14 protein-coding genes are annotated in these 14,749 nt (G+C 58.2%); 8 read left to right on the top strand and 6 right to left on the bottom strand.

Going from position 1 to position 14,749, the window contains the following annotated elements; genetic code table 11:
• The first annotated feature begins 38 nt into the window (after positions 1–38).
• The 5 genes from V2S86_RS22825 (at position 39) to argD (ending at position 6,146) form a co-directional block, all read left to right on the top strand.
• Positions 39–1,724, top strand: a complete 1,686-nt coding sequence (locus tag V2S86_RS22825; protein ID WP_330764262.1) for a sensor histidine kinase — start codon at positions 39–41, stop codon at positions 1,722–1,724.
• A complete protein-coding gene (gene btsR / locus V2S86_RS22820; protein ID WP_006319049.1) occupies positions 1,724–2,449 on the top strand; it encodes a two-component system response regulator BtsR in 726 nt (241 codons plus the stop codon). Before V2S86_RS22825 ends, btsR begins: the two co-directional genes overlap by 1 nt.
• 140 nt (positions 2,450–2,589) lie before the next feature.
• Positions 2,590–4,116, top strand: a complete 1,527-nt coding sequence (locus V2S86_RS22815; RefSeq protein WP_330764261.1) for a helicase HerA-like domain-containing protein — start codon at positions 2,590–2,592, stop codon at positions 4,114–4,116.
• Positions 4,117–4,221: 105 nt separating this feature from the next.
• Entirely contained in the window at positions 4,222–4,797 is a 576-nt protein-coding gene (locus tag V2S86_RS22810) for an aminodeoxychorismate synthase component II (RefSeq protein ID WP_330764260.1), read from the top strand.
• A gap of 131 nt (positions 4,798–4,928) precedes the next feature.
• Positions 4,929–6,146, top strand: coding sequence for a bifunctional acetylornithine/succinyldiaminopimelate transaminase (gene argD, locus V2S86_RS22805; RefSeq protein ID WP_330764259.1), 1,218 nt, complete (start codon positions 4,929–4,931; stop codon positions 6,144–6,146).
• Positions 6,147–6,184: 38 nt separating this feature from the next.
• On the opposite strand, the gene V2S86_RS22800 is transcribed toward argD, so the two are convergent.
• Positions 6,185–8,260, bottom strand: coding sequence for a YccS/YhfK family putative transporter (locus V2S86_RS22800; RefSeq protein ID WP_330764258.1), 2,076 nt, complete (start codon positions 8,258–8,260; stop codon positions 6,185–6,187).
• 54 nt (positions 8,261–8,314) lie between these two features.
• On the bottom strand, positions 8,315–8,947 hold the full coding sequence (crp, locus tag V2S86_RS22795; RefSeq protein ID WP_004090925.1) for a cAMP-activated global transcriptional regulator CRP: 633 nt from the start codon (positions 8,945–8,947) through the stop codon (positions 8,315–8,317).
• Positions 8,948–9,326: 379 nt separating this feature from the next.
• On the opposite strand from crp, the gene V2S86_RS22790 reads away from it, so the two are divergent.
• Entirely contained in the window at positions 9,327–9,734 is a 408-nt protein-coding gene (locus V2S86_RS22790; RefSeq protein WP_330764257.1) for an OsmC family protein, read from the top strand.
• Positions 9,735–9,779: 45 nt separating this feature from the next.
• Here V2S86_RS22790 and V2S86_RS22785 read toward each other — a convergent pair whose 3' ends face one another.
• The 3 genes from V2S86_RS22785 to V2S86_RS22775 form a co-directional block, all read right to left on the bottom strand.
• The gene (locus tag V2S86_RS22785; RefSeq protein WP_330764256.1) at positions 9,780–10,649 is read right to left on the bottom strand and encodes a phosphoribulokinase; all 870 of its coding nucleotides are present in this window, start codon (positions 10,647–10,649) and stop codon (positions 9,780–9,782) included.
• A 151-nt stretch (positions 10,650–10,800) separates the two neighbouring features.
• Positions 10,801–11,034 carry a YheU family protein gene (locus V2S86_RS22780; protein WP_330764255.1) on the bottom strand — a complete coding sequence of 78 codons (234 nt, stop codon included), beginning with the start codon at positions 11,032–11,034 and terminating at the stop codon, positions 10,801–10,803.
• Positions 11,031–12,011 (bottom strand): hydrolase, encoded by a 981-nt coding sequence (locus V2S86_RS22775; protein WP_330764254.1) that lies wholly within the window; start codon positions 12,009–12,011, stop codon positions 11,031–11,033. Before V2S86_RS22775 ends, V2S86_RS22780 begins: the two co-directional genes overlap by 4 nt.
• Before the next feature lie 118 nt (positions 12,012–12,129).
• On the opposite strand from V2S86_RS22775, the gene V2S86_RS22770 reads away from it, so the two are divergent.
• Entirely contained in the window at positions 12,130–12,732 is a 603-nt protein-coding gene (locus V2S86_RS22770) for a LysE family translocator (RefSeq protein WP_330764253.1), read from the top strand.
• A 10-nt stretch (positions 12,733–12,742) separates the two neighbouring features.
• Entirely contained in the window at positions 12,743–13,525 is a 783-nt protein-coding gene (locus tag V2S86_RS22765) for a PhzF family phenazine biosynthesis protein (RefSeq protein WP_330764252.1), read from the top strand.
• A 58-nt stretch (positions 13,526–13,583) separates the two neighbouring features.
• On the opposite strand, the gene V2S86_RS22760 is transcribed toward V2S86_RS22765, so the two are convergent.
• Positions 13,584–14,564 (bottom strand): LacI family DNA-binding transcriptional regulator, encoded by a 981-nt coding sequence (locus V2S86_RS22760; RefSeq protein ID WP_330764251.1) that lies wholly within the window; start codon positions 14,562–14,564, stop codon positions 13,584–13,586.
• Between the last annotated feature and the right edge of the window lie 185 nt (positions 14,565–14,749).

The raw sequence follows: 14,749 nt of genomic DNA, 5'->3' as shown, positions 1-14,749 counted from the left end.
CGTTTTGCCTTTGTTTTCTCTCGGAATGAGCGGCTGCCATGTTTGAATTTACCCAGGTTCTGCTGTTGTTGCAGCAGATGTGCGTTTATCTTGTCATTGCTTATTTGCTGAGCAAAACCCCGCTATTTATTCCTCTGACGCAGGTGACCGTCCGGTTGCCGCATAAGCTGTTGTGCTACCTCATCTTCTCGGTGTTCTGCATCATGGGCACCTATTTCGGCCTGCACGTCGAAGGCTCGATAGCCAATACCCGCGCCATCGGCGCCGTGCTGGGGGGCCTGCTGGGCGGGCCTTCGGTCGGTTTTCTGGTGGGGCTGACCGGTGGCCTGCACCGTTATACGCTGGGCGGCATGACCGACATCGCCTGCGCGGTATCCACGGTGGCGGAAGGGCTGGTCGGCGGGCTGGTACACAGCATCGCCATGCGCCGCAGGCGTATCGACCTGCTGTTTAATCCGTTGTTTGTCGCCGGCGTGGCATTGGTCACCGAAGTGTTGCAGATGGCGATTATTCTGGCGATTGCGCGGCCTTTCGACGAGGCGCTGCGGCTGGTGGAGCACATTGCCTTACCGATGTTGATCGCCAATACCCTGGGGGCGGCGATGTTCATGCAAATCCTGCTGGACCGGCGGGCGATGTTCGAGAAATACACCAGCGCGTTTTCCGCCAAGGCGCTGAAGATTGCCGAACGCACCGAAGGTATTCTGCGGCAGGGGTTCGATCAGGAAAACAGCATGAAAGTGGCGCGGGTGATCTATCAGGAGCTGGGCATTGGCGCGGTGGCAATAACCGATCGCGAGAAACTGCTGGCGTTTATCGGCATTGGCGATGACCACCATCTGCCGGGCACGCCGATCTCATCGGGGCATTCGCACCGCGCTATCGATAACAACGAAGTGGTGTACGCCGACGGTAACGAGCTTTCCTACTGCTGCTCGATCAACCCCAACTGCAAGCTGGGTTCGACCCTGGTGATCCCGCTGCGTGGCGAGAATCAGCGGGTGATCGGCACCATCAAGCTGTACGAGCCCAAGAGCCGGTTGTTCAGTACCATCAATCGTACGCTGGGTGAGGGGATCGCCAGCCTGTTGTCCGCGCAGATTATGGCCGGGCAGTATGAGCGGCATAAACAGCTGCTGGCGCAGTCCGAAATCAAACTGCTGCATGCGCAGGTTAACCCGCACTTCCTGTTTAACGCCCTGAATACGCTGGTGGCGGTGATCCGCCGTGATGGCGACCGGGCCTGCGAGCTGGTGCAGTATCTTTCCACCTTTTTCCGCAAAAACCTGAAACGTTCGGATGACGAGGTCAGCCTGGCGGACGAGCTTGAACACGTGAACGCCTATCTGCAAATTGAGCAGGCGCGTTTTGCCGATCGGCTGGAGATCGCGGTTTCGCTGCCGGCAGAACTGTTGGCGGTGCGGTTGCCGGCCTTTTCGCTGCAACCGATCGTCGAGAACGCCATCAAGCACGGCACATCGCAACTGTTGGGCGTGGGACGGATTGATATCGGCGCGCGGCGCGAGGGGGAGTGCCTGCTGCTGCAAGTGACCGATAACGCCGGCTTGTTCCAGCCGCAGCCGAACAACAGCGGGCTGGGGATGAACCTGGTGGATAAGCGCATACGCGTTCGCTACGGCGACGGTTATGGCGTTCAGGTGGCCTGCGAGCCGCAAACATTCACCCGCATTACGCTCAACGTGCCGCTGGCGAGGGCTGCCTGATGTTAAACGTACTGATTGTCGATGACGAACCTTCCGCACGCGATAACCTGCGGCATTTACTGGAGGCGGAAGACGGCATCTGCATCGTCGGCGAATGCGCCAACGCGATTGAAGCCATCAGCGGGATCCACCGTTTGCAGCCGGACGTGGTGTTCCTGGATATTCAGATGCCGCGTATCACCGGGCTGGAGATGGTGGGGATGCTCGATCCCAATCGCATGCCGCATATCGTATTCCTGACCGCCTACGACGAGTATGCGGTGCAGGCTTTTGAGGAACATGCATTTGATTATCTGCTGAAACCGGCGGAGCCGAAGCGGTTGAGCAAAACGCTGCAGCGCCTGCAGCAGCACCGTGGGCAGCAGAATGTCGCCGCACTGGATGAAAGCGCCGGCTATCTGAAATACATTCCCTGCACCGGCCATAGCCGCATCTACCTGCTGCGTTTTGACGAAGTGGTGGCTGTTCGTTCGCGGTTGAGCGGGGTGTTCGTGGTGCGCAATGACGGTATGGAGTGTTTCACCGAACTGACGCTGCGGACGCTGGAGCTCCGTACGCCGCTGGTGCGCTGCCACCGCCAGTATCTGGTCAACCTGGAGCAGGTACGCGAAATTCGCTTCGAGGACAGCGGTGCGGCGGAGATGATCATGCCGGCCGGCGAACCGGTGCCGGTCAGCCGCCGCTACCTCAAAGCGCTGAAGGAGGAGCTGGGGCTGCGGGGTTAGGGCGATTCTGAAATTATTGGCTTTACGGGCGTCTTGATGACGCCCTTTTTGTTTGTCCTTGACGGGGTTACGCCGCGCTTATAGCTTTATTGACATCAACAGGCGCTTTTCGCGCCGGGTCAGCGTCAAAGGAAAAGAAAATGAGTGAAGCACGGATTATCGCCAAAGCGATGAAAGACGGGAAACCGGTACAGGATCTGGCGATCCTGCCCGCTTTGGCGAACCGCCATGGCCTGATTACCGGCGCGACCGGGACCGGTAAAACCGTGACGCTGCAAAGAATGGCCGAGCAGTTTTCGCGTATCGGCGTACCGGTGTTTTTGTCGGACGTGAAAGGCGATCTGTCGGGGATAGGCACCGAAGGCGTGCCCTCAGAGAAACTGCAAGCGCGCCTGTCGGCGATTGGGGTTAGCGACTGGCAGCCGCAGGCCTGCACCCTCATTCCCTGGGATATTTATGGTGAGAAGGGCCACCCGATCCGTGCGACCGTTTCCGATCTGGGGCCGCTGCTGTTAGGGCGCTTACTGGATCTGAACGACGTGCAAAGCGGCGTGCTGCAACTGGTATTCAAAATCGCCGACGACAATGGGCTGTTGTTGCTGGACATGAAAGACCTGCGCGCCATGGTGCAATACGTGGGCGACAACGCCAAACAGTTCCAGACCCAGTACGGCAATATCTCTTCCGCCTCGGTCGGCGCTATCCAGCGCGGCCTGCTGACGTTGGAGGAGCAGGGGGCCAATCAGTTCTTCGGCGAGCCGATGCTGGACATCAATGACCTGATGAAAACCGACGCCAACGGCCACGGCATCATTAACCTGCTGGCGGCGGACAAGCTGATCAATCAGCCGAAACTGTATTCGGTGTTCCTGCTGTGGCTGCTGGCCGAATTGTTCGAACACCTGCCGGAAGTGGGCGACCCGGAACAGCCGAAACTGGTGTTCTTCTTCGACGAAGCGCACCTGCTGTTCAACGACGCGCCGGCAGCGCTGCTGACCAAAATCGAGCAGGTGGTACGCCTGATCCGCTCCAAAGGCGTCGGCATCTATTTTGTCACCCAAAACCCGTTGGATATCCCGGACAGCGTGCTTGGCCAGTTGGGCAACCGCGTGCAACATGCCTTGCGCGCCTTTACTCCTCGCGATCAGAAAGCGGTGAAAGCCGCAGCGCAGACCCTGCGCGCCAACCCGGCTTTCGACGCGGAAACGGCGATCACCGAGCTGGGCGTGGGCGAGGCGCTGGTGTCATTCCTCGACGAGAAAGGGCGGCCAAACGTGGTGGAGCGAGCGATGGTGATCGCGCCGGAGTCCAAAATGGGCATGCTGGGGGCTGAAGGGTTAAACAGCGCAATTAACAAGTCACCGCTGTATGGCCGTTACGAGGATATGGTCGATCGCGAATCGGCTTATGAGAAGCTGTCGTCGGAAGGGTTTGCCACCGTCGGCAGCCCGCAGCCGGGCCAGCCGGCGCAACAACCGCAGGCGCAGCAGCAGGCGGGCGGTGGCCTGATGGGCGGCCTGAACGAAATTCTGTTCGGGTCCACCGGCCCGCGCGGCGGCAAGCGCGACGGTATCGTCCAGACCGCCGCCAAGAGCATGGCGCGCGATCTTGGCCGCCAGATCCTGCGTGGCGTGCTGGGTTCGATCATGGGCGGCCGTAAAAAGTAAGCGGGAATTATCGGTAGCGGCAGTATTGCAGGGGCGTTGTATACTGCGCCCGTGTAAATCGGGGCGAGATACTTGCCCCCTACGATGATGTCCGTTGGAAACACTATGCTGCTGTTGATCGATAACTACGACTCTTTTACCTATAACCTTTACCAGTACTTCTGCGAATTAGGCGCCGAGGTGCTGGTGAAGCGCAACGACGAGCTGCAACTGGCCGATATCGAACGGCTGGCACCGCAGCGTCTGGTGATCTCCCCCGGTCCTTGTACCCCGAACGAAGCCGGTATCTCGCTGGCCGCGATCCGTCATTTTGCCGGCAAGCTGCCGATCCTCGGCGTTTGCCTGGGGCATCAGGCGTTGGGGCAGGCGTTTGGGGCAAATGTGGTGCGCGCCCGCGAGGTAATGCACGGTAAAACCTCAGCGATCCGCCATCTCGACAGCGGCGTATTTCGCGGGCTGAACGACCCGTTGACCGTTACCCGCTACCACTCGCTGGTGCTGGAAGCCGCCACGCTGCCTGCCTGTTTCGAAGTCACGGCCTGGAGCGAGCGCGACGGGGTTCGCGATGAAATCATGGGCATCCGCCACCGTCAGCTGGCGCTGGAAGGGGTGCAGTTCCATCCTGAGAGTATCCTGAGCGAGCAGGGTCACCAACTGCTGGATAATTTCCTTAAAAGTTAATCAGTTAGTTTTTTTTTGCCGACGAAGACGATTTACGTTTGCCCTTTATTGGTTTTTTATGCATATTTTGTGATTATATTTTCACTTAATGGCAGTGAAAATACCGAATCAATTTTAGGGTGGACCCCATAATGACCGAAAAATACCCAGTAAGCCGCAGCACTTTTGATCAGGTTATCTTGCCTGTTTATGCACCTGCCCAGTTTGTTCCGGTAAAGGGCAAAGGCAGCCGCGTGTGGGATCAGCAGGGGAAGGAGTACATCGATTTCTCCGGCGGCATTGCGGTCACGGCGCTGGGGCATTGCCACCCTGCCTTGGTTGAGGCGCTGAAGCAACAGGGCGAAACCTTGTGGCATACCAGCAACGTCTTCACCAATGAGCCGGCGTTGCGGCTGGCCGGCAAACTGATTGATGCCACTTTTGCCGATCGGGTGTTTTTCGCCAACTCAGGCGCTGAAGCCAATGAAGCGGCCTTCAAGCTGGCGCGTCACTACGCCATTAGCCGCCACAGTCCGTATAAAACCAAAATCATCGCGTTTTATAACGCCTTTCACGGCCGTACGCTGTTCACCGTTTCGGTGGGCGGGCAGGCCAAGTATTCCGATGGTTTTGGCCCAAAACCGGCGGATATCGTGCACGTGCCGTTCAACGATCTGGCGGCGGTAAAAGCCGTGATGGACGACCATACCTGTGCGGTGGTGATGGAGCCGATCCAGGGCGAAGGCGGGATAACCCCGGTGAACGCCGAATTCCTCAAAGGTGTGCGCGAACTGTGCGATAAGCACCAGGCGCTGCTGGTGTTCGACGAAGTGCAGAGCGGCATGGGGCGTAGCGGCAAACTGTTCGCCTATATGCATTATGGCGTGACGCCGGATATTCTCACCACCGCCAAAGCGCTGGGCGGCGGTTTCCCGGTCAGCGCCATGCTGACCACCGAAGAGATTGCCTCGGTGATGCAGGTGGGTACCCATGGCACCACTTACGGCGGTAACCCGCTGGCCTGTGCGGTGGCGGAAGCGGCGCTGGACGTGATCAATACCCCGGAAGTGCTGAGCGGCATCGAACAACGTCATCTCCTGTACGTGCAGGCATTGCAGAAGATTGGCGAAAAATACGGTATTTTCAGCGATATTCGCGGCATGGGGCTGCTGATTGGCGCCGAACTCACGCCACCGTATCACGGCAAGGCGCGAGATTTCCTCACCGCCGCCGCCGCGCGTGGGCTGATGATCCTCAATGCCGGTCCTAATGTGATCCGCTTTGCCCCTTCTCTGGTCGTGGAACTGAAAGACATCGACGATGGCATGGCGCTGTTTGAGCTGGCGGTGCAGGACGTGATTAACGCTTAATCCCATCTCGGGATGACAAGGGGCGCCGCAGGGCGCCCTTATTGATCGCGCAGTTTGCGTTTCAGCCAGATGCCGTGATGCGGGCGCTGGCGCCAGGCCAGCGATGAAATGGTGTGCATGACGCTCAGGTGGGACAGAATACGGCGCAGGTGGCGCTCCATCTCGGTGACCGGCATTTCCGGGCGTAAATCCGGTGGCTGCATGATGCTGTTGCTGCCGCTCGGCCCGTCGTATTCCAGCCGCTGCTGGCAGCTTTGCAGCGCGATCTCGCAGGTTTGCAGATACTCCTGCGCCAGCTTTGGCGTCAGCATATAGTGCTCGCGCGCCAGAATGGTCATGGCGTTCAGGTGTTCGACAATAAATTGACTGTGCGTCACCCACAGGCGCATATCTGCCAGATAGCTGGATTCAAACCCCGGCTCCTGCATCGCCTGGTTAAGCGAAGTGAACAGCGCGTTGTGCGCCTGGTTCACCTGCATGCGCGCGTAAGCCAGCGCGCTGGGATCGGGTTCCTGCTCTTCCAGCAGCAGGCGAAGCGCCTGTTGATCTTTCTCCAGCGCCTGATGAGCGTTCTTGCGCAGCAGGCCGCTTTGCCACTGTGGCCACAGCCAGATGGTGCCGCCGAACACCAACACGCAGCCGATCAGGGTGTCGATCAGGCGAGGGATCAGGAAATGCGTGCCGTTCAGCGCCAGCAGTTGCAGGGTATAGACCGCCGTCACCGTAAAGCCGATCACCGCCAATCCGTAGTTTTTACGCGAAACCAGATAGGCCGCCAGCGTAATGACCAACATCACGCTCAGGGTAGCGCTCTCGGGCATCTGCAACTGCAGCAACCCGGCGGCGATCACCAGCCCGGCCAATGTGCCGAGCGCACGGTGCTGGATGCGCACCCGGGTGGCGTTGTAGCCGTTCTGGCTCACCAGCATGATGGTCAGCAGGATCCAGTAAGGTTTTGGCAGGTTGAACACCATACCCAGGCTGCTGCCCGCCGCCAGCATCACCCCCAGACGGGCCGCATTGCGCAGGGCGTTGGATTTGAACGACAGGTAGCTGAACAGCGCCGGCCAGAACGGCAGGCGGCTTTGATTGGCCATCAGATCGCGGCGGTATAACGGATGCTGGGTGCGCAGCAGGCGAGCGATACGGCTGAAGTGGTAGTAGCAGAACTGACCCACCGGGTTGTCGGGGTGTTGTGCGGCCACTTTCTCCAGGGCGGCCAGCTCGTGGGTCATACTGAAGCGCTGGGAGTATTGATGGTAGAGAATATCGTGCGCCACCGTGCGCAGCCGGCCGGCAATCACCTGCGCATTGCGGCGGATAATCGCCTCGGCCTGGCTCTGCTCCACCAGCTTTTGCACTTCTTCCGGCAGGTGCAGGCTGACGGTAATGTGCTCCTGCAAATCCAGCGCGACCTGAAAGGTCCGTTGCAGGCGTTTTTGCTCGAGATTATTGGCGTGCGGCAAAAAGTTAAGCTGCTGATACAGCAGGCTGATCAGGTCCATCACTTTTTGCTGGCGCACCAGCAGCGGCGGTAACGCAGTTTGCGGATCGGTATGTTGGGTCAACAGGGAATACTTGGCTTCGAAGTAGTCCGCCAGTTCCAGATAAAGCTGGCTCAGCGATTCGCGCATCGGCTGTTCTTTCCACAGCTTGAACCAGAACCAGGTGAACAGGCCGTACCAGGCTGTCCCCACCCCATACAGCAAGGGGGCGTACCACAGCGGCACCGTGCCGGCCATGCTGAGCGTAAAAATGGCGGCGATCAACGCGGCGGGGAGCAGGCGGGCATGCAACGGGCTGATTTCGCCGCTGACGCCGAGCAGCAGGGCCAGGCCGAGCATTAACGCCGGCAGCGGCAGTTGCCATAGCAACGCCTGCTGCAGCAACAGGCTGCTGAGTGCGAACAGTGAGCCGCCGACGATCAGGCGTTTGAAAAAACGTTTGTGGGGCGTGTCCAGCCCGGCGATGTTACAGCAGGCGGGAACCAGGGAAAACAGCAGGCCGAGTTGCAGGTGGCCAATCAGCAGGCCAAGGAGCACCGGCAGACACAGCACCAGCGTTTGCCGCAGTGCGTAATTGACTTCCGGGTGGTAAATCAGTCGACGCCACATGGTCGGTCGGGGCATAAAAAAACGGCGCGAATCATCGCGCCGTTTTTTCAGTGATTAACGCGTGCCGTAAACGACAATGGTTTTGCCGTGGGCGGAGATCAGGTTTTGATCTTCCAGCATTTTCAGAATGCGGCCGACGGTTTCACGTGAGCAACCGACGATCTGGCCAATTTCCTGGCGGGTGATTTTGATCTGCATGCCGTCTGGGTGAGTCATGGCATCGGGCTGTTTCGCCAGGTTCAGCAGCGTTTGCGCGATGCGGCCGGTAACGTCCAGGAAGGCGAGGTTACCCACTTTCTCTGAGGTCACTTGCAGGCGGCTTGCCATCTGCGCTGACAGGCGCATCAGGATGTCCGGGTTGACCTGAATCAGCTGGCGGAATTTCTTGTAAGAAATCTCAGCCACTTCACAGGCGGTCTTCGCCCTGACCCAGGCGCTACGCTCCTGGCCTTCTTCAAATAATCCAAGCTCGCCGATGAAATCCCCCTGGTTAAGGTAGGACAGGATCATCTCTTTACCTTCTTCATCTTTAATCAGCACCGCGACGGAGCCTTTTACGATGTAGTAAAGCGTTTCGGCTTTTTCACCTTGGTGAATCAGCGTACTTTTGGATGGATATTTGTGGATATGGCAATGAGACAGGAACCATTCGAGTGTAGGGTCTGTTTGCGGTTTGCCGAGAACCATTCGCTGTTATCCTCTGTTGTTATCGCTGCCTTGTGTCACAGGGGTCAGAGTTCCCTGTAAAACGTGCTGTCGCCGTTGTTTTAAGGGTGGCTGGCAGCAGGTTTTGAGGCGTGTCATAAATATACGCTGTCGCTCTAGCATATTAACTTGCCGGGAGAGCTGCAAGCTACATTCTATTAACATACCGGTAAAGGAGCCTTTCTCTGGGAGTTTCCCTGAAATCAGTGTCCCGGAAAGATTTATTGCGGCTCTGTTTGTAGCACAGAGTGAGGCGGGTGTCTCGTGTTGTCTTGCTCGCGCATGATTAGCATCAGGTTCCGTTGCCAGTTTCTATGCGAAAGCGTACCCTGATTTTAAGAAATTAACCGGAGTGACCAGCATGCAGGCAAGAGTTAAGTGGGTAGAAGGGTTGACGTTTCTGGGTGAATCCGCGTCCGGCCATCAGGTATTGATGGATGGCAATGCCGGCGATAAAGCGCCCAGCCCAATGGAAATGGTGCTGATGTCGGTGGGCGGATGCAGCGCTATCGACGTGGTGTCGATCCTGAAAAAAGGGCGGAATGACGTGCGCGATTGCGAGGTGAAACTGACCTCCGAACGGCGTGAAGAAGCGCCGCGCGTATTTACCCATATCAACCTGCATTTTATCGTGACCGGTAAAGATCTGACCGACAAGATCGTTGAACGTGCGGTGAACCTCTCCGCCGAGAAATATTGCTCGGTATCGCTGATGCTGAACAAGGCCGCCAGCGTGACCCACAGCTTTGAAATCCGCGACGTGGCGTAAAACGCAAGAATTTAGGGGCGCGGCCTGCCGCCGCGCTCCGGCCCATTACTCGATTTTTTTGCCTTCCAGCAGTTGCTGCACCAGCGGCGCCATGATCAGCTCCATCGCCAGCCCCATCTTGCCGCCCGGCACGACCAGCGTATTGATGTGCGAGATAAACGAGCCTTGCAGCATTGCCAGCAGATAAGGGAAATCGATCTGATCCAGCCCACGGAAATGAATCACCACGAAGCTTTCATCCAGTGAAGGAATGGCTTTGGCGGCGAACGGGTTGGAGGTATCGACCGTCGGCACGCGCTGGAAGTTGATGTGGGTGCGGGAGAACTGCGGCGTAATGTAGTTGATATAGTCCTCCATCGAACGCACCACAGAATCCATCACCGCTTCACGGGAATGGCCGCGCTCGCCGGTATCGCGGATCAGTTTTTGTATCCACTCCAGGTTAACGATCGGTACCACGCCGACCAGCAGATCGACATGTTTGGCCACGTCGGTATGTTCGGTAACTACGCCGCCATGCAACCCTTCATAGAACAGCACGTCGGTCGGCGCTGGCAGCGCTTCCCAGGGTGTAAAGGTGCCGGGTACCTGGTTATAGGGCACCGCTTCGTCGTAGGTATGAAGATACTTGCGCGACCGTCCGGTGCCGTTCTTGCCGTACTCGATAAAGCTCTGTTGCAGCAGGCCGAAGTCGTTGGCCTCAGGCCCGAAATAGCTGATATGACGACCCAGATCGCGCGCTTTGCGGATCGCCGCGTCCATTTCCGGCCGGGTATAGCGGTGGAAGCTGTCGCCTTCCAGCTCCGCCGCGCGGATGTTCAACTGCTGGAATATCTTGCGGAACGCCACGCTGGTGGTGGTGGTGCCGGCGCCGCTGGAGCCGGTCACTGCGATAACGGGATGTTTGGCGGACATGGTGGTTGTCACTCCGTGTTAAATGCGCCGGCGTCAGAGTAGGGTTATTGGTCTGTTTGACGCCTTTTTGCCAAGGGCAAAATTCCGCGCGCGGGTTTGCAATGATTCATTGTTACCTGATTTTTTCCGTCAGTCATAGAACCGGCAGGCACTAAATTTCTTCCTGCCCGGCGCGGAACTGCCCGCGCGGCATGATGTTGATGGTTTCATGCAGTTCTGACCACACCAGCAGTACTTCGCCGTTTTGCAACTGGCGGCGAACGTCTGCCACTTTCTGCTCCAACGAACGTTCGTGTTCGCCGTAGTCGGTGCCCTCGCGCAGCACAAAGGATTCGATCAGGCTGTTCAGGGTCTCGGTCTCCAGTTCTTTCCAGGGGATAATCACGTTGCGGGTTCCAGATAAGGGGAAAGCCAGGATGGAATGCGGTATTCCAGCCACATGTGGGGCTTGTTCAAACTGCCGCCGACAAAGCCGACGTGGCCGCCAAACTCGGTCAGCTGGTATTCAATGTTGCGCGGCAGGCTGGCGATGTCGGGGATCACTGCGTCGGTCATGAAGGGATCGTCTTTGGCATGGATGATCAGCAGCGGCGTCTGAATTGCCGGCAACAGCGGCAGCGCGCTGCAACGACGGTAGTAATCGGTGGCGTCGCTGAAGCCGTGAACGCGTGAGGTGATGACATCGTCAAAATCGCGGATTCGGCGCAGTGCCCGGAGTTGCGGCAGTTTGAGCGGCAGGGTGTCGGGGTAGTGCAGCAGCTTGCGGGTGGCGTTTTGTTTCAACTGCCCGAGCAGATAGTGCTGATAAACGCGCGAAAACCCTTGATCCATTCGCAACGAACAAGGCTCCAGCATCAGCGGTGCGGACACGATCACCGCCGCCTGCAACAGACTGTCTGCCCCTTGCTGCGCCAGATAGCAGGCCAGCATGTTGCCGCCGAGCGAGACGCCAACCGCCGCCGTCGGCACTTCGCCGTGGGTGGCACGCAGCCACCGCAAAAAAAAGCGTGCATCCTCCGTCTCCCCGGAGTGATAGATGCGCTGTTTGCGGTTCGGTACGCCGCTGCAACCGCGAAAATGCATAACGACGCCGAGCCAGCCTTTTTCGCGCCAGGCGCTGAGCAAACCATGGGCATAGGGGCTGTAGAAGTTGCCTTCCAGCCCATGAAACAGCACCACGCGCGGCTTGCCGGCGGCCTGCGCCGGATCTTCGCTCCAGGCGAGATCGACAAAATCGCCGTCGGGCAATTCCAGCCGCTGCCAGTGCGGTTTCAACCGCACGCGGCGGCGCACCAGCCGTGGCAGCAGCGTTTGCAAATGTGGGTTACTGGCCCCGGTCAAAGGGCGAAAGGATTCATGCATAACCTGAGTAAAAATCTTATTGGCGGCTATTGTCTGATCAATAGCGCACTGTTAGCTTCAATACCATGAATTAACAATAATACTGCAAAAAACGCCCCGGGTGAGGAGCACCCGCTTCATGGAACCGAGTTTATTTCTTTCGTTGTTAGGTTTCCTGTGGGTTGCCGCGATCACGCCTGGCCCCAACAATATGTTACTGACCACCTCCGGCGCCAACTTCGGCTTTATGCGCTCACTGCTGTTGATGCTGGGCATTATGCTCGGCATGCAAAGCATTTTGCTGCTGGTGGCATTCGGCGTCGGTAGCCTGATTTTGGTTTACCCTGCGCTGCACCTGATCCTGAAAGTCCTCGGCAGCCTGTACCTGCTATGGCTGGCGTGGAAAGTCGCTACCGCCGCCTATGAAAAGCTGGAAACCGACGTGGCGCCACCGCAGCCTATAAGGTTGTATCAGGGCTGGCTGTTGCAGTTCCTCAACCCCAAGGCCTGGCTGATGGCATTGGGCGCGGTGGCGAGCTTCAGTCTGGCGGGCGATAAATATAACGCTTCTATTCTGGCGATTGCGCTGGGTATTTTCGTGGTGAATGTCGTCGCCGGGGTGATTTGGCTGGGGTTCGGCACGGTGATTGGTCGTTTGCTGCGCAGCAAAAAGGCCTGGATCATTTTTAACCTTTCCATGGGGCTGTTAACCGCAGCCTGTGTGTTACTTATCTGGCAGTAAGGAGTTGCGGATGACGGACAATTACTTCCACGTAGTGGCGTTTACCGGCGAAGGCTTGCGTGGCAATCCGGCGGGTGTATGTCTGCTGAAACAGCCGTTATCGACTGCCGAGATGCAGGCCATTGCCAATGAGCTGTGCCTGCCGGAAACCAGTTTTGTCTGGGACGATGGCGATATGTCGGCGATTCGCTGGTTCACCCCGCAGCGTGAGGTGGATCTCTGCGGCCACGGCACGCTGGCGGCGGCGCATGTGATGTTCAGCGTGGTGAATCCGGCACTGCAGGATATCCGCTTCCGCTCGGCCGGCGGTGAGCTGTACGTCAAGCGTGATGCCGACGACGGCGAGCGGTTAATCCTGGATTTCCCTTCGCGATTGCCGCAAAAGGTGGCACAACCGGCCGGGCTGGGGGCGCTGCTTGGCGTGAAACCGCAAGACGTGTGGCAGGCTACCGCGTTGTTGGTGCTGCTGGAAAATGAAGCCCAGGTGCGGGCGTTGCAGCCGGACATCCCGGCGTTAATCGCGCTGGCCGGCCGCGCGGTTATCGTCAGTGCCCCGGGTGAAAAGGTCGATTTTGTCTCGCGTTATTTTACCCTCGACGGCGGCGAAGACCCGGTGACCGGCTCTGCGCACTGCACGCTGGCACCTTATTGGGCTGCGCGCCTGGGGCGCCATAAGCTGCACGCCCGGCAGATTTCCGCCCGTGGCGGTGAGCTGTTTTGCGAATGGAAAGGCGATCGCACGCGGATTGGCGGCTATGCACGGACGTTTTTACGTGGCGTTATCACGCCTTAAACATTTACGGCGCCGCTGGTGCAGGGGGCGGGGAACGCTTGCCGCCGACCTCGGGCGTTCAGCCTGAACCCCGCTCTACCAGGCGCCATGTCAGCACTTCATTGCTTGGCGGTAACTGCGGGTTTTTAATTTTCTCCAGCAATAGCTGCACGCTGCGAATGCCAAACTGATGCATAGGTTGTTCGATGGTGGTCAACGGCGGGGTAGTGATGGCCCCGAACGGCACGCCGTCGAAACCCATCACCGCGACGTCTTCGGGAATGCGCAATCCTTGCTGGTGCAAGGTGCTCATCGCACCGCCGGCAATCACGTCCGAGATGGCGAAAACCGCGTCGGGCCGCTGTTCGGCGCTCAACAGGCGCGCCATCGCCTGTGCGCCGGCGGCATACTCCAGTCCCTCTACGTACTCCACCTGACAATATTCCAGCCCCAAATCGGCCAGTGCCTGACGGTAGCCCTGTTCCCGCTGTTGCGAATAGAGGTAGCGCATATCGCTGTTGATCAATGCGATACGTCGGCGACCTTGACCTGCCAGATGACGTACGCCGGCGACGGCGGCTTGATGGTTATCGATGGTCACGGAGGACGCGCGGAAGTCAGGATCGCCTTCGCCGCATTGCACCCAGGGGAAGTCGCCGATCATGGCGGTCAGGCCCGGCAGGCAACTGACGGCATCCATGGTGATCACGCCGTCGACCACCTTGCCGCTTAGCAGGCTGAGGTAAGCGGATTCCCTTGTCGGATTGGATTCGGAGTTACACAACAGAATGTGGTAACCGTGACGTTCGGCCTCTTCCTCGATGCCGCGCACCACCAGCGAACAGAAGGGATTGGTGATGCTGGATACCAGCACCAGCAGCATACGGCTGCGGGAGGTGCGCAGCTGGCGCGCCAGCAGATTGGGCTGATAATCACATTCGCGGATTGCCGCCAGCACCTTTTCCCGGGTGACCGGTTTGACGATCTGCTGGCCGTTCAATACCCGCGATACCGTGGCTGCGGAAACCCCGGCCATTTTCGCCACTTTTTCGATCGACATGGTTTGCTGTTCCTTCTGCCCATTTGCCTCGCACAATATGCCGAAGCTCGGGATAAAGTACGACCCCGACCTCCGGTTTGTGACGTTGCTTACAAATTCAAATAATGAATGCCTCTCCCTACATTAATCAGGTTGCTGAAAAAAAGAAATCGATTACATTTTGCTCATGGTGAAAATGAAATCGA

This window comes from Serratia sp. C2(1) (assembly GCF_036352655.1).
GTDB lineage: Bacteria > Pseudomonadota > Gammaproteobacteria > Enterobacterales > Enterobacteriaceae > Serratia > Serratia inhibens.
The sequence above is the reverse complement of the archived record's forward strand: the minus strand, read 5'-3'. Positions and strand labels throughout refer to the sequence as shown.

What these genes read in the sequence shown, in the direction of transcription:
- V2S86_RS22825 (WP_330764262.1), top strand. Translation starts at nt 39, where the DNA reads ATGTTTGAATTTACCCAGGTTCTGCTGTTGTTGCAGCAGATGTGCGTT.
- btsR (WP_006319049.1), top strand. Translation starts at nt 1,724, where the DNA reads ATGTTAAACGTACTGATTGTCGATGACGAACCTTCCGCACGCGATAAC.
- V2S86_RS22815 (WP_330764261.1), top strand. Translation starts at nt 2,590, where the DNA reads ATGAGTGAAGCACGGATTATCGCCAAAGCGATGAAAGACGGGAAACCG.
- V2S86_RS22810 (WP_330764260.1), top strand. Translation starts at nt 4,222, where the DNA reads ATGCTGCTGTTGATCGATAACTACGACTCTTTTACCTATAACCTTTAC.
- argD (WP_330764259.1), top strand. Translation starts at nt 4,929, where the DNA reads ATGACCGAAAAATACCCAGTAAGCCGCAGCACTTTTGATCAGGTTATC.
- V2S86_RS22800 (WP_330764258.1), bottom strand. Translation starts at nt 8,260, where the DNA reads ATGTGGCGTCGACTGATTTACCACCCGGAAGTCAATTACGCACTGCGG.
- crp (WP_004090925.1), bottom strand. Translation starts at nt 8,947, where the DNA reads ATGGTTCTCGGCAAACCGCAAACAGACCCTACACTCGAATGGTTCCTG.
- V2S86_RS22790 (WP_330764257.1), top strand. Translation starts at nt 9,327, where the DNA reads ATGCAGGCAAGAGTTAAGTGGGTAGAAGGGTTGACGTTTCTGGGTGAA.
- V2S86_RS22785 (WP_330764256.1), bottom strand. Translation starts at nt 10,649, where the DNA reads ATGTCCGCCAAACATCCCGTTATCGCAGTGACCGGCTCCAGCGGCGCC.
- V2S86_RS22775 (WP_330764254.1), bottom strand. Translation starts at nt 12,011, where the DNA reads ATGCATGAATCCTTTCGCCCTTTGACCGGGGCCAGTAACCCACATTTG.
- V2S86_RS22770 (WP_330764253.1), top strand. Translation starts at nt 12,130, where the DNA reads ATGGAACCGAGTTTATTTCTTTCGTTGTTAGGTTTCCTGTGGGTTGCC.
- V2S86_RS22765 (WP_330764252.1), top strand. Translation starts at nt 12,743, where the DNA reads ATGACGGACAATTACTTCCACGTAGTGGCGTTTACCGGCGAAGGCTTG.
- V2S86_RS22760 (WP_330764251.1), bottom strand. Translation starts at nt 14,564, where the DNA reads ATGTCGATCGAAAAAGTGGCGAAAATGGCCGGGGTTTCCGCAGCCACG.